The 21,152-nt window shown below is 69.0% G+C and carries 19 protein-coding genes; 3 read left to right on the top strand and 16 right to left on the bottom strand.

Features of this window, described 5'->3' with window-relative positions:
• Window positions 1-85: 85 nt before the first annotated feature.
• On the bottom strand, window positions 86-505 hold the full coding sequence (locus tag DMC61_RS37990) for a hypothetical protein (protein ID WP_125695318.1): 420 nt from the start codon (window positions 503-505) through the stop codon (window positions 86-88).
• 91 nt (window positions 506-596) lie between these two features.
• On the bottom strand, window positions 597-1,058 hold the full coding sequence (locus DMC61_RS37995) for a CAP domain-containing protein (RefSeq protein WP_233595081.1): 462 nt from the start codon (window positions 1,056-1,058) through the stop codon (window positions 597-599).
• A 464-nt stretch (window positions 1,059-1,522) separates the two neighbouring features.
• On the opposite strand from DMC61_RS37995, the gene DMC61_RS38000 reads away from it, so the two are divergent.
• Complete coding sequence (locus tag DMC61_RS38000; RefSeq protein WP_125695320.1) at window positions 1,523-2,689, top strand: ROK family protein; 1,167 nt, start codon at window positions 1,523-1,525, stop codon at window positions 2,687-2,689.
• A 394-nt stretch (window positions 2,690-3,083) separates the two neighbouring features.
• Here the strand turns inward: DMC61_RS38000 and DMC61_RS38005 are convergent, their stop codons facing one another.
• The 3 genes from DMC61_RS38005 to DMC61_RS38015 all read right to left on the bottom strand — a co-directional run bounded on the left by DMC61_RS38005 (window position 3,084) and on the right by DMC61_RS38015 (window position 5,661).
• Window positions 3,084-4,181 (bottom strand): transglycosylase SLT domain-containing protein, encoded by a 1,098-nt coding sequence (locus tag DMC61_RS38005; protein WP_125695321.1) that lies wholly within the window; start codon window positions 4,179-4,181, stop codon window positions 3,084-3,086.
• On the bottom strand, window positions 4,178-4,564 hold the full coding sequence (locus tag DMC61_RS38010) for a hypothetical protein (protein ID WP_125695322.1): 387 nt from the start codon (window positions 4,562-4,564) through the stop codon (window positions 4,178-4,180). Before DMC61_RS38010 ends, DMC61_RS38005 begins: the two co-directional genes overlap by 4 nt.
• A 125-nt stretch (window positions 4,565-4,689) precedes the next feature.
• The gene (locus DMC61_RS38015) at window positions 4,690-5,661 is read right to left on the bottom strand and encodes a LysR family transcriptional regulator (protein WP_093935471.1); all 972 of its coding nucleotides are present in this window, start codon (window positions 5,659-5,661) and stop codon (window positions 4,690-4,692) included.
• Window positions 5,662-5,894: 233 nt separating this feature from the next.
• On the opposite strand from DMC61_RS38015, the gene DMC61_RS38020 reads away from it, so the two are divergent.
• Window positions 5,895-6,536 (top strand): sigma-70 family RNA polymerase sigma factor, encoded by a 642-nt coding sequence (locus DMC61_RS38020; RefSeq protein WP_233595082.1) that lies wholly within the window; start codon window positions 5,895-5,897, stop codon window positions 6,534-6,536.
• Between the two features lie 40 nt (window positions 6,537-6,576).
• Here DMC61_RS38020 and DMC61_RS38025 read toward each other — a convergent pair whose 3' ends face one another.
• Entirely contained in the window at window positions 6,577-7,983 is a 1,407-nt protein-coding gene (locus tag DMC61_RS38025; protein ID WP_125695323.1) for an amino acid permease, read from the bottom strand.
• A 716-nt stretch (window positions 7,984-8,699) separates the two neighbouring features.
• Between DMC61_RS38025 and DMC61_RS38030 the strand changes: the two genes are divergently transcribed.
• Entirely contained in the window at window positions 8,700-10,799 is a 2,100-nt protein-coding gene (locus DMC61_RS38030; protein WP_125695324.1) for a BTAD domain-containing putative transcriptional regulator, read from the top strand.
• 165 nt (window positions 10,800-10,964) lie between these two features.
• On the opposite strand, the gene DMC61_RS38035 is transcribed toward DMC61_RS38030, so the two are convergent.
• From DMC61_RS38035 to eccD, 10 genes are all read right to left on the bottom strand, one after another.
• Window positions 10,965-11,711, bottom strand: coding sequence for a type VII secretion system-associated protein (locus DMC61_RS38035; protein WP_233595083.1), 747 nt, complete (start codon window positions 11,709-11,711; stop codon window positions 10,965-10,967).
• Window positions 11,712-11,889: 178 nt separating this feature from the next.
• Window positions 11,890-12,228 carry a hypothetical protein gene (locus DMC61_RS38040; RefSeq protein WP_093935474.1) on the bottom strand — a complete coding sequence of 113 codons (339 nt, stop codon included), beginning with the start codon at window positions 12,226-12,228 and terminating at the stop codon, window positions 11,890-11,892.
• A 2-nt stretch (window positions 12,229-12,230) separates the two neighbouring features.
• A complete protein-coding gene (locus DMC61_RS38045; protein WP_125695325.1) occupies window positions 12,231-12,695 on the bottom strand; it encodes a YbaB/EbfC family nucleoid-associated protein in 465 nt (154 codons plus the stop codon).
• A 5-nt stretch (window positions 12,696-12,700) separates the two neighbouring features.
• A complete protein-coding gene (locus DMC61_RS38050; RefSeq protein WP_125695326.1) occupies window positions 12,701-14,272 on the bottom strand; it encodes a WXG100 family type VII secretion target in 1,572 nt (523 codons plus the stop codon).
• A gap of 3 nt (window positions 14,273-14,275) precedes the next feature.
• A complete protein-coding gene (locus DMC61_RS42045; RefSeq protein WP_125695327.1) occupies window positions 14,276-16,624 on the bottom strand; it encodes a hypothetical protein in 2,349 nt (782 codons plus the stop codon).
• A gap of 63 nt (window positions 16,625-16,687) precedes the next feature.
• Window positions 16,688-17,119: a hypothetical protein gene (locus tag DMC61_RS38060; protein WP_125695328.1), complete on the bottom strand. Its 432-nt coding sequence runs from the start codon at window positions 17,117-17,119 to the stop codon at window positions 16,688-16,690.
• 88 nt (window positions 17,120-17,207) lie between these two features.
• Entirely contained in the window at window positions 17,208-17,486 is a 279-nt protein-coding gene (locus DMC61_RS38065) for a WXG100 family type VII secretion target (protein WP_125695329.1), read from the bottom strand.
• A gap of 43 nt (window positions 17,487-17,529) precedes the next feature.
• A complete protein-coding gene (locus DMC61_RS38070) occupies window positions 17,530-17,859 on the bottom strand; it encodes a hypothetical protein (protein WP_125695330.1) in 330 nt (109 codons plus the stop codon).
• A 158-nt stretch (window positions 17,860-18,017) separates the two neighbouring features.
• Complete coding sequence (eccB, locus tag DMC61_RS38075; protein ID WP_125695331.1) at window positions 18,018-19,424, bottom strand: type VII secretion protein EccB; 1,407 nt, start codon at window positions 19,422-19,424, stop codon at window positions 18,018-18,020.
• Window positions 19,424-20,821 carry a type VII secretion integral membrane protein EccD gene (gene eccD, locus DMC61_RS38080; RefSeq protein ID WP_125695332.1) on the bottom strand — a complete coding sequence of 466 codons (1,398 nt, stop codon included), beginning with the start codon at window positions 20,819-20,821 and terminating at the stop codon, window positions 19,424-19,426. Before eccD ends, eccB begins: the two co-directional genes overlap by 1 nt.
• Window positions 20,822-21,152: the final 331 nt, after the last annotated feature.

A 21,152-nucleotide genomic window follows, 5' to 3' on the forward strand; every position in this document is an offset into this window, starting at 1 on the left:
GAGCCTTCCTTCCCGCGCGTCCGAACCTCAGCGCGGCACGGCTCACCCGACAGCGCGGTGAGCCGCCCTCTCCCTCCGGACCGGATCAAGCGCTGGGCAGGGTCTCTTCGGGCACCGGTCGTCCCGCGCGTTCCCAGTCGGCGAAGGTGATGACGAGGCGCTGCCACAGCAAACGATCCCCGATCTCCGCCACTTCCATCCTGGGACACTGCGAATGCTCGTCCCAATGAGTGAGGACCCGGACGCCGGTGTTCGTCGCCTCGTCGACGAACAGGTGCTCGTCGAGCAGCCAATGGATACTGCGCCGGGTGTACGTCACCGAGGGCAGGGCGGCGTGCACGATCGCCGCGGCCGCGCGGTGCTCGATTCCGGTGATGAACACCGCGGGCGTCAGCGGGCTCTTGCGGAGAGCATCGACGAGTACGGCCCGATCAGGCGGGCGCTTCGGAACACGGCAGCGCCCGACGAAAGCCGACCGAGCGCTTTTCTCAGGAAGGTTGTTCATACTCGGATATTCCCACTTCCGACCCCGTTCGGAGAGGGTAAGTACCGTCCGTAGGGATGAACACGGGAAACAGCCGACAAAAGGGCGGCCCTCAGTAACCGAAATTCTGGGTCCAGTACGGCCCCGCGTCGGCCAGGAAATAGACCCCTACGCCGATAGTGGTGAATTGGGGGTTGGCCAGATTCGCCCGATGCCCGGGACTGTCGAGCCAAGCCTGCACGACCGTTCGCGGATCGACCTGACCGCGAGCGACGTTCTCCCCGCCCGGATGAGGATGTCCGGCCGCACGCATCCGGTCGGCCGGCGTACTGCCGTCGGGCGCGACATGCGCACAGAAGTTCCTGCGGGCCATGTCCTTGCTGTGCCGGCGCGCGGCCGTCCGCAGCCGTTCGTCGGTCTCGAACGGCGGAAGGCCGGACTTCTTCCGGAACACGTTGACCAGCCGGGTCACCACATCCTCGTGCCGGGCCTGGTGCGCGGCGCTGCCCACGATCGAGGCGAACGGCGAGTCCCGCTCGGACGGCGCCGCTTCACGCACGGAGGTACGGACCACCGAATCCACGACCGGGGTGGCTTTTCGGCGCAAGGACCCGCGCGCGGCGGACTTGCCACGCTTCCGGTTTCGACGACTTTGGGGCATGCGATCCCTTCCCGCCCACCGGAGATACCCTCTCCGCAAGCTAACACGAAAGTGCCCTCACATCCCGCGACCGGCCTCCGGGGTCAGCCGGACCGCCCCTTCGGACAGGATTCCGACAGTGGATACTTCCCAGTAGTGATACTTGGACTTCACCTTCCTTGACATGCGTGTCGCAAATCGACCCCCATTGTATCCCGAATACGCATTTTATTGACATGCGGTCAACACTCCACCCGAACGGTGTTCAACGAGCAACCGGGTGACGAACCGCCACGAACGGGCAGCCACTTTATCCGAAAAAGCAAACAATATTGCTTTCAACGGAAACCGAATGGTGAAGTCGATTTTCGAGGGTCAACGGGGAGGAAAGTGACTCCATGCGCGGCGAAGCCGGCCGGGAAATGCGCCGTTATAATCGATCTTCGGTGCTGACTGCCCTGTACCACGAAGGTCCGTCGAGCCGGGTGGAGCTCAGTGACGCCACCGGGCTGAGCTGCTCGGTGGTGAGCCGGGTGGTCACCGAGTTACTTTCGAATCGGGTGATTCGGACGGTCGGAGCCGCCGACTCACGAGGGGGACGGCCGCGAATCCTGGTCGAGGTGAATCCCGACTACGGTTCGGTGGTCGGCGTCGACGTGACCGAGGACAATGTCCAAATAGGTCTCTACGATTTCGCTCTTCGGCAGCAAGCGGTTTCGCATTTCCGCGCTCCCGGTAGCCTGTCGGACCTCGGCGCGCTTTCCCAGCGGATCATCGCCGGGCTGCGGTCGGTCGAACGCGCGGCGAAGACGACACGCGGGGCGATCATCGGCGCCGGAGTCGCCGTACCCGGCCCGATCGGTGTACCCGCCGGCGCGGAGCTGGCGACCGAATTGGCCGGTCGCAGCGGTCTGCGCATCGTCCTCGGCGACAACCGGGTGCGTTCACTGGCACGCGCCGAAGGCTGGCTGGGCGCGGCGGGCAAGGCCGGTCGCACAGCGGTCGTGGTGCTCGAAGCCGAGGCGCATGTCGTCCTGATCGAGGATCGGCGGATCGAGTGGTCCGGCGATTGGGGCCACACGACCTTGGTCTACGACGGACGGCCTTGCCGGTGCGGTGCGCGCGGATGCGCGGAGACCTATATCGGGGCCGACGGAGTGCTCGAACGCCACCGTCAACTCTCCGGCGGCACACCGAAGCCGGGTTCCAAGGCGGGCCGCCGTCTCCTGACGGCTCCTCATCCGGAACTCGCCCGCGAGACCGTCGGTTATCTCGGCGCTTCTATCGCTGGGATGACAAATCTTCTGCAGCCCGAGCGCGTCGTCCTCACCGGATGGTTCGGCCGCGCACTGAGCGAACGGCATCTCGACGAACTTCGCGAAAACCTCGCCGAACGCGCGCTCGGGCCCACGACGATCGAGGCGGGCCTGGCCACCGCGGCCACCGCCCGGATCGGAGCGGCGGCGCTGCCGATCTGCGCCTTTCTGGAGTACGGACAGGATCCACGCAAGGTCATCCCGCTGGAAGACGGCAGACCCGCCGGTTTTCCCTACGCGGTGCCGTGATCGGACGCGTGGCGCGAAGGCGTCTGCGGTGTAGGTCGGAGTGTTGTGAAAGTGGCTTTCACAACATCACCGACGCGTGGCGCCGGAGGTGCCGTGTCCAGTGACGCCACGCGGGCATGGATCCGGGCCCGCGGTGTCCTTTATGGACAATCGAGGCCACGTCGTGTGCGGCCTCCCGGACAAAGCGGCCGCCGGTACTGGGAGGGCACTCCCGTTGTCCGAAAGATCACCGGTTTCCGCGTGACCGGGGCCGTCGGCCCTACGGTTGGCCTGTCGGCGGAGTTACGGTGATCCTAGGTGTCCGAGCGCCGCAGACGACCATGACGGCCGGTGAACGCGACCCGGACCCGGACCCTGTCCACTTTCGCGTTCGCCGGCCGTCTACGGGTTCCGGTCAGTAGCCCCGGTAGGCACCGCTTGCCGCCATCGCCTGCAGGCCGGGCACCTCGCCGATCGAACCGTAGCGGTCGAGCGCGTACCGCACTCCCGCGATGATGTTGTCGACCGGGTTGTAGATGTCGTCGTGTCCCGGGAGTTTGTGCGCCTCGAACGTCGGGTCGATGCACTGCATGAGCCCCTTCGAGGGATGCCCCGCCGCCGCGTTGGAATCCCAGAGATTGATCGCGTTGGGGTTCCCGCTCGACTCGTGCTGAATGATCGCCCAGATGTTCGCGATATCCGCTTCGGACACCGGTACGCCGGCGGCCTGGAGTTCCTTGATGGCTTCCAGGATCCACTGGTGGACGTCGCCGGGCGGCATCGTGGCGGGCGGCCCTCCACTCGTCGTCGCGGGTGCGCTCGCCCCGCCTCCGCCGGACCCAGCACCACCGCTGGTGCTCGGCGCGGCGCCCTTGCGTGAGGTGCCGACGGCGGGCTTCCCCACCGCGGAGAAGGTTCCGCCGGTGTGCCGGCTCATCACCTCTCGGGTTCGCCCGATCGCCGTGTCCGCCTCGGTGGCGAGCCGGTCGAGGTCTTCGCCCGCGGCGCGGGCCACCGTGGCCGCACGCTCGGCGGCTTCGGCCAGAATCGTGGTGGGCGGCTTCTCCGGCGGCACCGCACCGACGACCTGCCGGTTGACGGCGTCCTGCCGCGCCTCGGCTTTGGCCGCGGCAGCGGCCGCTTCGCTGTCGATCTGCCGGATCTCCCGCCGGGCCGCTTCGACCCGCTCCCCCGCCGAGGTCCGGATGCCGCCGAGCCGCTCCCGGAGCGCCGAGAGATCGTCGGCGACCGAACCGAGACTGCCGCGAAGCCGGCCACCGGCGCCGGCGAGTTCGTCCACATAGCCGTAGAAGCCCTCGGCGGTCTGCCCGCTCCAGGCACCTTCACGTAGTCCGGTGACTGCGGCGTGCAGCCCGCTGGTGTGGCCATCGAGTCGTTCGGCGGCCTGCCGGAAACTTTTCGCCGTTTCCTCGACACGCTCCGGTTCGAGGGCTTCGAACCGCGCGGCTTTCTCCTCGACCGCACCCCATTCGGGTGGCATCGGCGCGGTCATCGGATCTCGTCCAGCCAGGCGTTGCCGACCTCGGGGGTGTCTCGCGGCGGTGAAGCCGGTACGGGATCCGCTGAGGCCGCACCGGTGGCATGGTGCACGATCCGCGCGTTGTCCGTGTCGACGCCCTGGGCCTCACGGGCGGTCTGCCGCAATTTGGCCGCCGAGAGGTCCAGATGCTCGATGGCGTGCCCGAACTCCCCGTGTACGCCGGCGTGGAACCCGGAGACCGACGCGTGCGCGCCGTCGCCCGAGCCGAGTCCGCCGAACGGATTGCTCGCGCCGGCGCCGTCCCCCAGCAGGGTGCGCGCCCGGTCCAGTTCGTCCCTGAGCGCGTCCAGCCGCTTGCTCGCCGCTTCCATCGCCGCCACGTCGTACTGGACCACGACCGTCTCCTCCGGACTCGTTCCTCGGCTGAGGTTCCCCCGGTGACGGCCGGACACAAGGGCCGTCTGGCGGCACAAGCGTCCTTTGGAGGGAAATCCTCCGCTGATCACGAACGGACAATCGATCAGTGACGGCCGCGCAGCACCGTCTCGACGTACTCGCGATCAGTCGACGGAAGCCACCAGGATTCCCACGGCGGGATGAGCCAGCCCAGTTCGGTGGCGGCGTCGCGAACGACCTGGACCGCGCGGGTGATCGCGCCGTCCGCCCGATCCGGCCGCCACAGCAGCGAGAACGGGTACAGCGGGACGGGGTCGACCACCGGGATCACGACGACACCGTCGGGCACCGGTGCGGTCAGCGGAGCGATCGCGGGCAGACCGTAGGCCAGGATCGCCGCGTTGGCGGCGCTGCGCCCGTGGCCATGCAGCTTCTCGGCATGGGTCAGGCCGAACTCTTCGGCGAGTTCCTCGTTCCAGTTGTGCCAGTCGAGCGCGCGATCGGAGGTGTGGAGCAGCAACGGATGCGCCTGCAATTCCCGCATCCGGAGTTCCGCGCGGCCTTCCAGCGGGTGGCCCTCCGGCACGACCAGACCGTGCGGCTCCAGGCGCACCAGTTCGTGCTGGATCGACTTCGGCAGCACCATTCCCGGCCAGTTCACCCGCCCGAACGCCATGTCGAGCCTGCCCTGCGCGAGGTCGGGGAGAGCTCCCGCGAGCCCCTGCCCTTGAAGGACTTCAAGGGGTTGTCCGGACAGCCGTTCGCGAAGTACCTGTGCGATCGCGTTGGTCACCAGGCCTTCGGTGATCACGTCGATCCGCAGCGGCAGTGCCGTGCGCCCGAGTGCCGTGACGAGGTCCTCGGCGTCGGCGAGCAGCCTGCGGCCGCGTTCCACGAAGACCGCCCCCGCGTCGGTCACTTCGACGTGCCGGCGGTCGCGGATGAACAAGACCACGCCGAGCCGCTGTTCCAGCTGGCCGATCTGGGCGGACAGCGTTTGCTGGGCGATGAGCAGCCGGTTCGCCGCGCGCCCGAAGTGCAGTTCTTCGGCCAGTGCGACGGCATATCGCACCAGCCGCAGGTCGAGGTCGGTCACCGGGTGACAGTATCCCGCTGTCAGAGACGGCTACAAGAAACGCGCCCGGCGGCGAATCGCTCGATCGGATGACGATTCTTCACTTCGGCGGTCCGTGCGGGAAACCCCTACGTCTCGTTGCGGCGCTCGACGCGCCGTGGACGGCTTCGCATCATGGCGGAACGAGAGAACCGGAACGCACGCGAACGTCCGTTCGCGGTGCCCATCCCGGGCCCGGCCGGACGGAGCATCCGATGACCATGTCCTGTATCGACGCGCCCGCGAACGGCACGAACGCGGAATTGCTCCGCCTGGCGCGGGAGGCCCGGCTGGATTTGTCCCGGCCGGAACGAGGGGCCCGGACGGGGCAGGCCGTGAACGAACTGCTGCGCCTCGTGTACCCGAAGATCGTGGCGTACTGCCGGATCCGGCTCGGCCCGGACACCTATCGGATGTGCACCGCCGACGACGTGGCCCAGGAGACAGCGATGGCACTGCTCACCGCGCTGCCCCGGTTCCACGATCAGGGCACTTCGTTCCTGGGCTACGTCTACCGCATCGCCGAATACAAGGTCGTCGACGCCCGGCGGCGGCACCAGCGCGACCGGGCGAAACCGGTGGCCACGCCGCCCGAGCGGCCGCAGCCCGGACCGTCTCCGGAGGACCATCTCCTCACCGAGGAGTTCCTCGCCCGGCTGCACGACCTGCTCCGCTACCTTTCCGACAATCAGCGCAGCGCCGTGTGGCTCAGGGTCTTCGAGGGGCTTTCCGCCATCGAGGCCGCGGAGCGGCTGGATTCCACACCCGGCTCGGTCCGGGTCGCCGTCCACCGCGCCCTGCGCCGGCTTCGACGCCTGATCCCGCCCTCCGACCCGCTGGTGCGAGCGCCACGATGAGACCGGGGTGCCGACGGGAACTCCGGCGCCCCGGCCCACTTCATCGGGAGCGCGTCGGCGCCCGTCCGGCGACCACGCGGTTACGCGACACCAGCCGCCAGCCCACGGCGAGCACCACCACGACCACCGGGATGGAATAGAAGGCGATCTTCTCCGGACCGGTCGAGAAGCCCATCAACACCAGTACGAGTCCGAGGAAGCCGAGTGTCAGCCAGCCCGTATACGGTGCGCCGGGCATGCGATACGACGGTTGTTCGATCTCCCCCGCGAGCACGGCCTTGCGCAACCGCATCTGGCAGATGAGCAGGGTGGCCCAGGTACTCACGACACCGATCGACGAGACGGCGACGGCGATGTCGAACGCCTCGGTGGGCACCAGGTAGTTGAGGCCCACGCCGAGCAGGTAGGCCCCGGCGGTGAACAGGATCCCGCCGAACGGCACCTGACGGCGGTTCATCCGCCCGACGAAGGCCGGCGCTTCACCCTTTTCCGCCAGCGCCCGCAGGATGCGTCCGGTCGAATAGAGCCCCGAGTTGCAGCTCGACAACGCCGCGGTCAGCACCACCGCGTTCATCACGTCGCCGATCCCCGGGATACCGAGCAGGGTGAACACGGTCACGAACGGGCTTTCGCCGCCTTGGTAGGCCGACCACGGCAGCAGCATGGCGAGCAGGACCACCGAACCGACGTAGAAGATCGCGATCCGCCAGACCACGCCGTTGATCGCCTTGGGCAGCACCTTCTCCGGGTTCTTGGTCTCTCCGGCCGTGATGCCGACGACCTCGATCGCCGCGTACGCGAAGACCACCGCCTGAAGGGTCATCAACGTGATGCCGATCCCGCTCGGGAAGAAGCCGCCGTGCCCGGTCAGGTTGTGCACACCGGCCGTGGTGTCACCGACCTGCGCGGCCGAGAGCACCAGGCCCGCGCCGACCGCGAGGAAGACGACGATGGCGAGCACCTTGATGACCGAGAACCAGAATTCGAGCTCGCCGAACAGCCGCACCGACAGCATGTTGACCCCGAGCAGCACCCCGAGGGCGATCAGCGCGGTGACCCACTGCGGTACGTCCGGCAACCACTTGTGGACGTAGATCGCCACCGCCGTGATCTCCGCGATACCCGTCATCGCCCAGTTCAGCCAGTACATCCAGCCCGCGGCGAAACCGGCCCATGGCCCGATGAACCGCCGCGCGTAGGTGACGAAACTCCCCGACGACGGGTTGTGCAGCACCAGCTCGCCGAGGGCACGCATCACGAAGTAGGCCGCGATACCGCACACGGCATAGGACAGGATCAGCGCCGGCCCGGCCTGGGCCAGCCGCCCGCCCGCGCCGAGGAACAGCCCGACGCCGATCGCACCCCCGATCGCGATCATCTGGACATGGCGATTGCCGAGGGATTTCGAATACTCTTCCTTGCTCTTTTCCTGCACAGCCGGATCCATCAAAATCCAATCATCATCAAAACAGGACGGACATTTTCTTGAGGTTCCACGCAGCAGGGGCCGAAGAACCATTTCTCCACGGCGGGAACATACGCACCAGCAAGGAAAACAAGCACGCACGCTCGACGACAGCCGCGCCATGTCGCCGTTGTCCGGACTTGGACCGGGCGACTCTACTGAACGGCCGCATTCACTCGAAACAGCCAAGGGAATGCAGTAGGGGAAACCCCCACCAATATCCGGCGAAGACGATGCGAATGCACGTGCAGCGCTTCCGTTGAATTGTGTTCATAGAGTTCTCCGGAACATTTCACCGCAACGCTTTCGCCGGATCTCGTCCCGTGCTAATGCACGACAGCCGCGCCGGGTCACCCCACAGCCGGGACGGGTGACCGCGCGGGTTCGGTGCGAACCACCGCTCCGCACTGGCGAAACCGCAGGCCAGGACCAGTGCGACCAGTCCGGGGTCACCCGGTCGTGGACCCGTTTCGGGCGACCCCGCGGCCCAAACCCTGTGGTTCGACCACACAGTTCGGCCCTGGAGGCTTCTCCTACCCCCTTGGCAAGCCCCTCACGAGGTAAAAAGTCCCATCGGATGTTCTCCCGGCCCGGGCCCTGTGGCCCGCGAACGGAGACCGATCGACCCAGGAGGAGGCCACCATGCAGCTCGATATGGACCGCCTCCGCCCAGCCGCCCTCGAGACCCGGATCCAGCCATGACCGAGCACTCCCTGCGCGTAGACCTCCTCGGCCCTTTACGGGTCCGTCGAGGCGACCACGAGCTGGATCTCGGACCGGCGCGGCAACAGGCCGTGTTCGCAGTTCTGGCACTTCACGCGACCGTCCGGCCCATCAGCCGGTCGGAGCTGATCTACGGCGTCTGGGGCGAGAACGCGCCCGCCAGCGCGGCCGGGAGCGTGCACACCTACGTTTCGGGGCTCCGCCGGGTGCTCGACCCGGGGCGCGCTCGCTGGTCCACCGACGGACCGCTGGTTTCCGGCCCTCAGGGGTACCGGCTGGCGTCGGCGTCGGGAGCACTCGACGCCGACGAGTTCGAGAAGGCGTTCGAAGCTGGCCGGACGGCGGCGCGTGGCGGGGATCCGGTGGCCGCGGTCGCCAAGTTCGACGAAGCACTCGCCCTCTGGCGGGGTGAGGCGCTCGCCGGCCTGCCCGGTCCCTTCGCCGAGGCGCACCGTGAGCGGCTGGCCGATCGGCGGCTGACCGTCGTCGAAGAACGCGCTGCCGCCGCCGTGGAGACCAGCTCCTACGCGGACCTCGTTCCCGAGCTGACCGCCGCCGTGCGGGAACATCCGCTTCGCGAGCCGTTGTGGCGCTCGCTGATGATCGCCCTGCACCGCGGTGGCCGCACGAGCGAAGCACTGGAGACCTTCCACCAGGCCCGCCACACCCTCCGCACGGAACTCGGCGTGCACCCTGGGGACGAGTTGATGTGGGCCTACCACCACATCCTCGACGGCGAACCCGTTCACCTGGCCCGCGAGCAGGAACGACAGACCCCGTCCCTGGTGCGCATGTGGCCGGAACCCACCGCGAGGACGACCCGCCTGCACGGACGTCGTGCCGAGATCGCCTCCCTGCACCGCCTGGTCGGTGTTCTGCGGGACGGCCACGGGGCGGCCGCCTGGTTGGAAGGCGAGGCCGGGATCGGCAAGACGGAACTGCTGTCCACCGGCCTGGGCGAACTCGACGGGGTTCCCTGTCACCTGGCCTGGGCGAGCTTGGGTGAAGCCGGCGCCCCGCGACCGCTCCAGGCCGTCGCGCGCGCGTTGAGGACCACTACGGAAGACCTGCCGCCGGAAGCCGCGGTGGAGCGTCTCCTCGACCGCGTCGACGAGCTGTGCGCCGAAGCGCGGCTCGTGGTGGTCCTCGACGACTTCCACCAGGCCGACGAGGCCACGTTGCGACTGTGGCACCGGCTGGCCGCGGCCAGCCGACGGCTGCCGCTGCTGACCTTCGCGGTCACCCGGCCCGCCCCGCAGCGAAACGCCGTCGCCCGGCTGCGGGAGAAGGTGGCGCACCGAATCGACGACGTGATCCGGGTGTCGGCACTGCCGGACACCGAGGTGAACGACCTCGTCGGCGAGCTCGTCGGCGCACCGGCGGGCGCCTCACTGCGACGGCTCGCCGCCGGAGCGGCGGGCAACCCGCGCAGGCTCCGTGAACTGGCCGAAGCCTTGCTGGCCGGTCCGGCGCTGACCGTCGTCGACGGCGTCGTCGAGGTGGCACCGGGGACGACCCTGCCCGAACCGGCCGAACCCGATGCCACGGCGGTCGTCCGCCTGGTCCAAGGGCTCGCCGTCGAGACGCGGGAGCTGCTGCGCCGGGCCGCGATCGCCGGCCAGGAATTCGACTTCGGCTCGGTGGCCTCGGCGATGGGAAAGGCGGCGTCACACGTCGTCCCGGCGCTCGCCGAGGCGATGGAAGCCGGTTTGCTCGTCGAAGCGGGCACCAAGCTCGCGTTCTCGCGGCCGTCGGTGCGCTCGGCCGTTCTCGACGCGCTCGGGGCCGAGATCTCCGTCCGGCGGCTCACGGGAAAGACGCCGGCCGATCAGTCCCGGTCGCGCGCCGGGCGTCCGTCGGCGGCGAGCAGGCGGCGCAAGCCGTGTCCCACCGCACCGCCTGGCCTTGCGGCGCCTTCGCGGCTTCTCGGATTCGGGATTCCGGACGCGGCCTCGCTCCAGACGGACTCCATGGTGCCTCTGGCCCTCCGCGCCACCCGTACCGCGCTGCGTGGCGGGCACCCGGCGGATCCGAACGGCGAATTCACCGTCGGTCTGCGCGCCTGTCAAAGCTGAAGTTCCTCGCGAACGAACCACGCCACTGGGTAGGCCGTGTCCGTGGATGGCGGTCTCGCGTGACGGAATGGACGACACTCGTGCTGGAATGGACGGCACGCGTGATCAGACGGACAGGACAGGTGTCGTCCGTCTGATCACGCGTGCCGTCCGTTCCGGCCCGGCCTACACCTCTCTACGCGCCTCGGCCACCGGTTCGGCTTCGGCCTTCGGGGTCTCCGGGCCCGCCGAAGTCACGGTCACCGGAACGTCCTCGGTCTCGGACTCCGCAGCCGGTTCGGTCTCGGCCGGGGTCTCGGCGTCGCTCGACACCACCTGCACCTGGGCCCGGTCCCGGAAGGCCTGCTGGATCTCCTCCAGCTCCTCTTCCGACAACTCACCGGTCATCCGCAGGAAGTCCCCGGTCAGCCGCACCGAGGCCGGACCGCCCGAGTTGAACAACACGTCGTACTGGTCCTCCAGCAGCTCGACGAGCCCCGCCAGATCCGTCCGCAACCAGCTCGGCGACACGACCAGGTCCCGGTACGAGCCCGCCGTCGCCACCACCACGCACCGGACGTCGTCCGGCGACTTCATCACCAGCGGACGGCCGTCGCCGTTCATCGCCACGTCCATCAGCGTCCCGCACAACATCGCCTGCAGCTGCTCGGTCTCCGCCGATCCCTCGATCATCAGCCGCAACACCGCGTCCAGGGGATCAGCGGGCGAGTTCTCGTCCGTCGGCCGGTATTCCGGATTGCCCCGGAACTTGCCCACCCGGTTCTCCTCCAGTACCGGCCACATGCCCACCACCGCCTCGACCGGCGGCTCCTGCCCTTCCTCGGACGGGCTCCAAGCCGGGTCCAGCAACAGCAGCCACTGCTCCGACTCGGGATCCGCGGTCATCGTCTCCTCGCCCACGACCACCCTCACCACTTCCTTTCACCGAAATACCGAGACCGATTCACTCTCAGAGGACCATGGGCCGCCCACCGCCACCCGACCGCAGGGCACGCACTAGCCCGAATGGGGACTTTCCCCCGCGCACCGAGACCTGGAAGGGCCGCCCCGCCAGCGGATCGGCGGAGCGGCCCGTACTCGCTTCGACGCGCTATTTGTTCTGGGAGAACTGCTCACCCATGCTCTTGTCGAGCGCGCGGGCGTTCTCCTCGTCGAGGCCCACGAACTGCTTCGACGCGTCGCGCAGACTCCCGCAAGTGCTCTCCACACCGTCGGCGGTCTGGTGGGCGCCCGAATTCGTCTCCTGCGCGGTTTGGACGTAGTTCTTCGCGAACGCCTTGCCCGCCTCGTCCTCGCCCCAGCAGCCGTAGTGTTCGGCGAGTTTGCCGCCCAGCTCGCGCAGGGCCTCCTTGAATCGCGCGGTGGCCGCGGCGAGGTCGCCGTTCACCCGCTCCAGTGCCTCCGGGTCGAGCCGGAATTGGTCAGCCATCGTCACTCCTCACGCCGCGGCGTTTCCCGCCGTCCGGGCATTTCGACGCCGAATTCGTCCATTTTCTCGTACATCGGACCCATCAGTGATTCCATGATCTTCTCGGCATCGAGCTCGCCCGTGGCGAACGCGGCGAGGTCGATACCGTCCTGAGAACCGCCGACACCCATGATCTCGTTCATGCGTTCCAGGCTTTTCGCGCGCCCGTTGCGCAAGGTTTCGAGAATGACGCTGGCCAGCTGGGCCGGCGGCATCGCGCGGTACTTCGATTCGTTGAAGACGAGTTCCACCAGGTCGCCTCGGCCGTCGAAGGTCATCGACAGCGACTGGTCCTTCGCCTTGATGGTCGTACGCTCTTCTTTCCACACGCGGCTCAGCTCGGTGAGTTTTTCGCGTTCGGCGTTCAGATCGGCCATCGCTTTTTCCAGCGCGCGTTCCGAATCGCCCAGTGAAGCCCAATCGCTCATGTCGTTCAGCTCTTTCGTCCATCGATGCGGCCGGAGGCAAGCCAGCCCGGCGTGAATTCGTTCGTGCCCGCACCGTCGTCCAGGGCGGGTGGGATCTCTTCCTTGGGGCGGCGTCCCAGCACCGCCGCTCCGGCACCGGAGTCCCAGACCTCGGGCGCGGCACCGACCGGGATGTCCGGATCCCGGCCCTCGGCCCCGGATTCGGCGCCCATCCCGCGGCCCATCATCCCCATCGGCATCATCGGCGCGCCGTGTCCGGTGGTGGCCGGGGCGGGTGTACCGGCGGGCGGGGGCACGGGTGTCACCGGCAGGGTCGCGTCGAGCCTGCTGACCGGGGGCACGGCGGGAGTTCCGCCGCCCGCGGGGGCGGCCGGGACCGGCGAGATCGTGGAACTCCCGGAGGGAAGCGACAGAGGCGCGGTGGCCCCGCCGCTACCGGACGACCCCGAAACGGGTGCGACCGCCGACGGCTGGGACGGTCCTGGGACCGGTGTGCCCGCCGAAGCCGTGCCGCCCGCCGACGCGGTCGCGACAGCGGGCGCGCTCGCCGGTGCGGGCGAGGCGGCGGTGGCCACCGCCGGAATCACGATTCCGGATTCCGACGGCGCCGATGACTTCGCGCCGACACCGTCGGGAACCGACGAGGTCGTGCTGACACCCGCCGCCCGCTGCCGAGCGTCCTCGACTGTTCCCGGTGCCGCCGTCGCGTCTTCCTGTCGCACGGCGAACGTCTGCCGCTCCCGCTCGCGTTTCTTGTCCGGGCGGCCACGGCCCAGCGCGCCGACCAGACCGCCACCCATCGGTCCCCGGGCGGTGTCGGCCCTGGCGACGGGCTGATGTGCGGCTTGGGCCGCCATCGGCGCGGACCGGCCCAGCACCGGAGGTCCATGGCCGGTGTACCCGCCGCCTCCAGGGACCGCCGAGCCCATCATCGCTCCGGCGACGCCGAAAGCGTGGGCGGCTCCGGCGGCCGCCCAGTCACCTTGTCCGTGCCCGGCGGCGTCCGCGCTCGCGGCGGGGCTGGCCGTCGCGAGAACGGGCGACACGCCACCCGCCGCGGCGCCGCCGCCCCGGACACCTTGCGCGTCCGCCGTGGCACCGGGCAGGCGCCGCACGAACTCCGGCGGTAGCGGCATGGCCCCGCCGGCCTCCTGGTACGCGGCCGAAAGGTCGTGGACGATCTGCAGGGCGGGCCGATTGTCCGCCTCGTGCCCGGGCTGAGCCCGCAGCTCCCGGAAACGCTGCTGCGCCACGGTGAGCGCGTCACCGGCACGGCGCAGCAGCACACCGTGACCAGGACTCTCCATGGTCTGGACCATTTTGTCGACGCCACCGGTCAGCTCGGCGGCGAAGGAGTCGAAGGCTTCGGCGATCTGGCCGTCCCAGAGCTCGCTCACCTGCCGGCTCTCTCGCACGATCTCCGCGAAGATGTCGTGGTACCGCATGAGCGCGCTGTCGAAAGCGGCCGCCTGCTGATACAGCGCGTCCGGATTCTGTCCTTCGACCAGCTGGGCGAGCTGCTCGAAGTTGAGACCGGCCAGGGCCGGGTCGTCGACGGGAGGCGCGGGCTGGGTCATGGCTCAGTCCCTGCCCAGCACCGGACGGTGTCGCGGCCCGTCCTTGTCGCCGTCGCCCCACGAGCCCTCTTCGGCCTGCAACCAGATCTGCGGCTCGCGCTCCTTCTGCTCGCCGTTGGCCCCGGCGCCCATCCCGCCGCCCATCGGCGCACCGCCCATGGGCATTCCACCCATCGGCATACCGCCCTGGGCCGCGAGGTTGGGATCGAGGGCGGGCATTCCCGAGACCGTCGGCACCGCCGCGGCGGGTACCGCCGCTCCTCGCGCGGGTTGCGTGTCGAACTGGCCCAGCGCGGCGGAGCCGGCCGCCGCGGGAAGCGCGGCGGAACCCCCGGCGCTGCCGCCGGAACCACCGACACCGCCACCCGAGCCGCCCGAACCGCCGACGTCGAGGGACCCGGCGTCGATACCACTGCCCAGCGGCGCCGGCGCCGAGGCCGCCTGGGCCGCCGCCTGGTCGCCACCGAGGAAGTCCGCCAGCGGATCGGAGCCGGAGAGCCCGTCGATCGCCTTGTCCACGGCGGTCTTCGCGTCGGCGAACGCCTGCTTCTCCTCGGGCGTGGAGTCGGGCTGTTCGAGCCCGTCGATCGCCTGGTGCACCGCGTTCTTGGCGCTGTCCAAGGCTTCTTGCCGCGGGGTGTCCGCGGCGGAGTCGCCGTTGATGGCGTCCAGGGCGGCCTGCTTGGCGTTGGCGAGGGCTTCCTGCGTCGCGGGATCCTGCGTCTGCTGCGCCATCTTGTCGATGGCGTCGCTCGCGCCCTGGCCCAGCGCCGCGGGATCGGTGACCCCCTGGCCGGTGAGGTCGTCGATGGCCTGCTGTGCGGCCTGTTTGGCCTGATCGAGAGCCTGCTGCTGCTCGGGCGAGCTGCTCGCGAGATCGTCGATCGCCTGTCCGGCCGCGTCCTTCGCCGCGCCGGCCGGGTCACCGGCGGATCCGGCACCGCCACCGGCGGGTCCGCTGGATTCCGTGGCCGGCTGACCGGTGAGACCTTCGATGGCGTCGTTCGCGGCCTTCTTCGCGTCGTCCAGCGCCTGCTTCCGCTTGGCGTCGGCGGCCGTTTGTGCCTGCTGTTGCGCCGAAGGCACTCCGACGCCTCCTGCCGGCACAGCACCGCTGCCTTCGGAGCCCGGGGTGGCACCGCCACCAGTTCCGGCGCTGCCGTCGGTTCCGGCGCCGGCGGTGTCTCCGCCCGGCGGGGAGGTGAGGCCGTTGATGGCGTCGTTGGCGGCCTGCTTCGCGTCCTGGAGCGCCTGATCGGCCGCCGGGTCGGTCGCGGGAGCGGGCTGAGCGGTGCTCGCCTCGCCGGGCGCGGCCGCCCCCTCTCCGGCCGCCGCGCCTTCTGTCGCGGGCACAGCCGCGCCGGTGAGCGCTCCGGCGGCATCCGCCGCCTGCTGCTTGGCCTGTTCCAGCGCGGGATCCGTCGCCGAACCCGCTCCGCCGGTCCCTGCCCCGCCCGCGGCCTGCTCGGCCGCCGCCTGGGCCTCTTCCGCTTGGGCGGGATCCGTCGCGACAGCACCTTCGGTGGCCGGTTTCAGCTCCGACAACGGGTCTTGGGTGCGGTCGACCTCTCCCCCTGCCGCCAGCTGATCCGTGCCCTTGGCAGGGGACAACGCCTCTTGTTGTTGCCGGGCGACATCGGTCGCCGCGCCGGGGTCGGCGAGGCCGTTGACGATCTGGATCGGAGCGAGATCGTTCCCACGGTTGTTGTACTGGTTCGCCAGCGCGCCGACGGCTTCCTGCAGGCGGTTGAGACGCTCTTCGGCGGCTTGGTCGTACATGCTGTCGAGCTCTTTTTTCAGCCACGGCTGCACGCTGTCGACCTGCTGCTGTGTGGTGGCTTCCTGGATGTACCGCGAAGCCTCGTTCTCCAGGATCTCCTTGGCGGAGTTCTGTTCCTTGTCCATTTGGGACTGGATCTGCCACCAGCCCGCCGCGAAGGCCTGGATGGCGTGCCCGACGTTCCCGATCGCCGCTCCGTACTGGCCACCGTTGAGGGCGCTGTAGAGGTCTTCGCTCTGCTTGAGGATCGCCGTGCCGTACGACTGGAGCGCGTCGCCCGCCTCACCGACGAGACTGTCCCGCAAGGCCTTCAGTTCGGTGGCCATCGCCTCGTTGATCTCACCGATGCGCTGCACCGCCGTGTTCACCGAGGTTTCCAGCTCGTAGAACCGCTCGGCCGCCGACGAGTGGGACAGGTCGGCGTGCGCGTCGTCGGCGTTGTGCGTGAGATCGTGAACGGCCTTGGTGATCTCGGTGAGGTTGCCGTACTGCTTCGGGTCGAAAGCGGGAGCCGACTGAGTGAATTTCGCTCCGTCGAGCGCAGACGCGGGTGCGGCGGGTGCATCGGACATGGCTGGAATTCCTTCAGGCGGTGGCAGCTGACCGGTCGGAAGCGAGGCGTGCTGCGGCGAGGGTCACACGGATTGGCTTTGCGCCGGATCGTTGTAGCCGTCCCCGTCGTCGGGTGTGGCCTGTCCGGCGGTGTTCTGCTGTGCGGCTTCGGTCTGCTGGTCGAACTGGGCGATCTCGCCGGAGATCTTCGCCTCGAGGCCCTGGATGCTCCGCAGGATCGACTTGGCGTTTTCGTCGTCGGTGTTCTTGAAACCGTCGGCGATGGAGATCAAGGTCGCCCGGAGGTCGTGGAGAACGGTCTGAAGGTGCTCACCGTGGGCGACGATGCCGTTGCGGCGGTCGTCGATGATGTGTTCCAGCCAGACCGCGGTCTCGAACTTGCCGGCGTTCGGCCACTGCGCCTTGAGCGCCTGGAAAGCGCTCATGTCGTCCATGATCTTGCCGATTTTCTCGGCCGAGGCCTTGATCGCTTCGGTGTCGAAGTTGGTGCTCATGATCAGCTCCTTTCAGGGAGAGGATGAGATCGGGCCTTCCGGTGGTGCGTCCACTGGAGGACGCACCACCGGAACGGCCGCGCCGGCATCAGAGACCGCGCGCGCCTCGCGCGTCCTGGTCCCGCATTCCCTCCGCACCCGCCTGCAGCGCGACGCGAAGGGAGTCCAGCTGCTCTCGGCTGGTGATGAGGTTTCCCCTCAGTCCCTGGCATTTCGCGTCGTAGGCGTCGGCCGTGGTTCCCTGCCAGCCCACCATGATGCGCTTGACGTCGTTTTCGAGATCGGTCGTCTGACCCTCGATCTCGGTGGCCTTGTTCTTCATCATCGTCAGGCACTGGTCGATGACTTCGTAGTCGTAGGTAATCAATTTATTGTCCTTTCAGGGAAATGGAGAGTCGATCGAGTACGGGTCAGGCGCCGAGGAAGCTGCTGGTCTCCATCGGGAGCCGCGCGATCTCCTGGCCGGCGGCCTGGTCCTGCGCGTCCTGTCCCTGCGACTCCTTGCGGATGTAGCCCGCCATTTCGGTGAGGCTGGCCAGGATGGTGCGCTTCAGCCCCTCGATCCAGTTGTCGCAGGTCGTGGACAGGGCCTTGGTGGCCGCGCTGTTGCTTCCGGCCAGCGTCGCGTCCACCTGCGACTTCAGCTGGTTGAGCTGCTGGATGATGTTGTCGGAAGTGGCCTCGTGGCGGGTGGCCTGCGCGTCGATTTCCGCCGGGTCGAGCTGTGTCGTTTTCGGCATTTGAGATTCCTCCTGCGGTCAGGTCTTATCTTGGTCCGGCCGCCGATCGCGATCCCCGGCGTCGGCCATATTCGAAGATTAGGTCGGGGATTCCGCGTTGTCGGGAGAATTCGCTCAACCTTGGCCAGTCGGAGGAGGTCCCCTTACGAGCGGCCCCGTCAGGAGGCCGCGGTCGCCGACGCGGCCGAGGTACTCAGCAGCGGTCCGGCCGGGAAAAGGTCCAAAAGCTCCTGCGGAACCGCCACGGGCGTCACGTTCTGATAGCCCAGCGCCGCGATTTCGTCTTGGCCTGCCAGCGGATAGCGCATTCCCAGCGGTGTCACCAGTGAAGGCGGACCAGGTGCCGCGCCGGGCACCGCCTTGGGGGTGACCAGCACTCCCCGGCCCGCCGGGACACCGACCCGGCCGGCGGCCGCGCCCACCTCGTGCGTGGCGGAGGGCGCCGACGCGGCGCGGACGCTCGCCGAGGGCAGCGATTCCGCCGTCGGCGGGTCCGCGCTTCCGGTGCCGTAACGCATGCAGCGCTGGGTCTCCGGTGAGTCACCGACCAATTCGGGCGGTGCTTCCGGCAGGCCCGCGCCCAGTACCGTTCCCGATGCCGGTACCCCGGACATCTCACCGACCCCGATCCGGATCGGTTCGACAGGTCCGTCGGGATAGCTCTGCGCCGTCGAGGGCGCGGCCAGCAGCAGCGCGGCCACCGTACGGTTCACCGCGGCGGCGCCGTCGTCACGGACGACATAGAGCTGCTCGGTCCCGAGCGCGGTGTTGCGCACTTCGTAGACCTGGCCGATGAGGCTCTGCCTGCCCGCGATGACCGGGCCCCGCCCGCCGAGGCCGGGTACCGCCGGCACGGACAGGTCCGGCCCCTGCGGGATCGGGTTCAGCCAGGCGGCGGACACCGGCGCGGGTTTGGCGTTGCCGTACCCGAGGGAGACCAGCACCGCGGGGTCGGTGATCCGCAGCCGGGAGCCGTTCCAGACGAGATAGACCGATCCGTTCGGCCCGGTGACCAGGAAACCTTGCCGTTCGGTGAGGCCGCCCTCGGGGGGCCGTCCGATGAGGACGGTGACGACGCCGGGGTCGACACCGTCGCTTTCGGAGCTCACGCAGACCGTCCAGGCACCGGTGTCGAGTTCCCCCGAGGTGGGCAGGGCGTCGGGTGCGCCCGAGATGCCGACCGGCTGGCCGACCGGGGTCCCCTTGAGCGAAGCGGGGGAAACGGCGACCATCTTCCCTTCGGCCTTCGGCGCCAGCAGCCGCGCGGACGAATAGTTGAGCACCGGGCGCAACTGGCCGTCCAGGTAGAGGTAACGGGCACCGCTGTCCTCATCGAGGACGATGGTCCCCGCCTGCCGCCAGGAGTTGTCGGTGCTCGGCACGAAAAGCCCGTAGATGCCGAAGATCGCCGCCAGCAGCACCGCGATCATGATCCCGAAGATGGTCCCGGTGATCATGCGCCGTCCCGGCGCCTGGATGGCATCGGCGTCGCCGTGGGCGACCGCCGCGGTCAGCCTGCCGACGACGAAGAAGTACGCCTGAACCTGGTCCTTGCGTGACTTCATCAGCTCACCATGGTCCGTACGGCGGCGTAGACGTGCAGTACCTGTAACAGGATCGGGAGGATCGCGATCGCGGTGATCGTTTCGAAGATCTCCGCGGCCCTGCCCCAGTAAGGACGTAGCCGCAGGCCCGGCAGCCGCTCGGCGGCCACCAGGAGGAGGCCGGTTCCGAGCAGGACGAGCGGGACCACGAGCAGCAGGCGCCCGGTCGGCGAGAGCCCGGCGGCGACGTGCGTGACATCGGCGCCGACGGCCACCGCCGCCGGGACCAGCATCGACCACCGCGCGATCGTCCCGCTGGGGTGGCGCGAACGCAGGGCGAGCAGGACGGCCGCGACCAGGGCGAGCACCATCGACCAGGTGTCGGCCTCGGCCACGAGCAGCAGCATCAGCACCACCTGAGCCACGCCGAGACCGGCGTGCAACGCGGTCGAATAGCCGACGACCGCGGCGCCGCGATCCACCACCGTCTCGAACGGCACGGGATCGATGTCCTCGCTCAGCTCGTCCGCGCCGGTCGGCAGCATCGGCAGGCTCAAGCCCGACAGGCGGAACGCCGTCGGTCCGACGAACACCCCCATGACGAGCGAGACGGCGAGGCCGACTCCGGCGGCCTGTGTGGCGCTGACCGAGACAATGGATCCGAACAGCCCGGCGATCGCCAGGGTGAGGCAGAAGATGATCCCGCCGGCGAACAGGAGCGCCGCGTCGGCGACCGCCACCAGTCCGACGGTCAGGGCGATCAACCCACCCGCCCCGGCGGCCGTGATCTGGACCATCAGCGGCGCCGTCGGCGCGAGAACGCCGACGATCAGCCAAGCCGAAAGTACGGCGTAGCAGACGCCGCCGCCCACCAGGATGATCGCCGCGCGCGAGCTGCCGGAGCCGCGCGCGACCAGCGCGGACACCAGAAGCAAAAGGATGGCGGAGCCACCGACGAACTGCGCCTGGACGGCGGGCGCCCCCGGCCCGGGCAGGAGATACAAGCCGGACAGCAGCAGCACCAGCGCGCCCGCTTCGAACATCCGCCGCACGCCGGTGGGCGTCAGCTTGCCGGGATGCTCCCGCACCCGGTCGCCGACGCCGTCGACGAGATCGTCGTAGTCGATCGCGGCGAGCTGGTCGGCGCGGGGCGCCAGATAAATGCTTTCGCCGTCCAGCAGGTTCAGCTGCCCCGGCGAGCGGTCCTCGTCGAGCGGCTCCTCCCCCAGCCGTTGCAGGACCCAGCCTTCGTGCTCCGCTCCCTCTTCGATCGTCTCCGCGCCGAACTGGAGGAGGATCGCGGGCAGCAGATCGGCCAGCGGAACTTCGGCCGGCAACGCCAGCTCGGCCGTCCGCTGACCGAGCACGAACCGCAGCCGGACCGAGCTGGTGGTGCGCTGCTGTGTCTGTTCCTCCATGAGGCGCCGGGTCCTTCCTGCCAGAGCCAGACCTTGGTCCGGAAGCTACTTCTTGAGCTGTGGGGGTCCCCGAAATCCGGGCACGGCACCGCCGAATAGGGGAAGTTCACTCACCAGCATGGGGCCTGGCCGGGTCACCGTCTGCGGTGGCGGGCTCACAGAGCCGGAATGCCGCCTTTCCGGTTAGCAGGGCTGCCCGTTATCCGTCAGGGCCGGGCGTTCTCCAGTGCGACCGGCCCTGACGGTCACACGTGTCGCGAAAGCCACTTTCAGGACACCAGACGTCGCGAAAGTGGCTTTCGCGACACGTCACGGCTGCTGCCTGCCGGCA

Origin of the sequence: Amycolatopsis sp. WAC 04169, from assembly GCF_003947535.1 — a bacterium.
Lineage (GTDB): Bacteria > Actinomycetota > Actinomycetes > Mycobacteriales > Pseudonocardiaceae > Amycolatopsis > Amycolatopsis keratiniphila.

Excerpts from the sequence above, each read along its gene's own strand:
- DMC61_RS37990 (WP_125695318.1), bottom strand. The coding sequence starts at position 505 with ATGAACAACCTTCCTGAGAAAAGCGCTCGGTCGGCTTTCGTCGGGCGC.
- DMC61_RS38000 (WP_125695320.1), top strand. The coding sequence starts at position 1,523 with ATGCGCGGCGAAGCCGGCCGGGAAATGCGCCGTTATAATCGATCTTCG.
- DMC61_RS38005 (WP_125695321.1), bottom strand. The coding sequence starts at position 4,181 with ATGACCGCGCCGATGCCACCCGAATGGGGTGCGGTCGAGGAGAAAGCC.
- DMC61_RS38020 (WP_233595082.1), top strand. The coding sequence starts at position 5,895 with ATGACCATGTCCTGTATCGACGCGCCCGCGAACGGCACGAACGCGGAA.
- DMC61_RS38025 (WP_125695323.1), bottom strand. The coding sequence starts at position 7,983 with ATGGATCCGGCTGTGCAGGAAAAGAGCAAGGAAGAGTATTCGAAATCC.
- DMC61_RS38030 (WP_125695324.1), top strand. The coding sequence starts at position 8,700 with ATGACCGAGCACTCCCTGCGCGTAGACCTCCTCGGCCCTTTACGGGTC.
- DMC61_RS38040 (WP_093935474.1), bottom strand. The coding sequence starts at position 12,228 with ATGGCTGACCAATTCCGGCTCGACCCGGAGGCACTGGAGCGGGTGAAC.
- DMC61_RS38045 (WP_125695325.1), bottom strand. The coding sequence starts at position 12,695 with ATGAGCGATTGGGCTTCACTGGGCGATTCGGAACGCGCGCTGGAAAAA.
- DMC61_RS38050 (WP_125695326.1), bottom strand. The coding sequence starts at position 14,272 with ATGACCCAGCCCGCGCCTCCCGTCGACGACCCGGCCCTGGCCGGTCTC.
- DMC61_RS42045 (WP_125695327.1), bottom strand. The coding sequence starts at position 16,624 with ATGTCCGATGCACCCGCCGCACCCGCGTCTGCGCTCGACGGAGCGAAA.
- DMC61_RS38060 (WP_125695328.1), bottom strand. The coding sequence starts at position 17,119 with ATGAGCACCAACTTCGACACCGAAGCGATCAAGGCCTCGGCCGAGAAA.
- DMC61_RS38070 (WP_125695330.1), bottom strand. The coding sequence starts at position 17,859 with ATGCCGAAAACGACACAGCTCGACCCGGCGGAAATCGACGCGCAGGCC.
- eccB (WP_125695331.1), bottom strand. The coding sequence starts at position 19,424 with ATGAAGTCACGCAAGGACCAGGTTCAGGCGTACTTCTTCGTCGTCGGC.
- eccD (WP_125695332.1), bottom strand. The coding sequence starts at position 20,821 with ATGGAGGAACAGACACAGCAGCGCACCACCAGCTCGGTCCGGCTGCGG.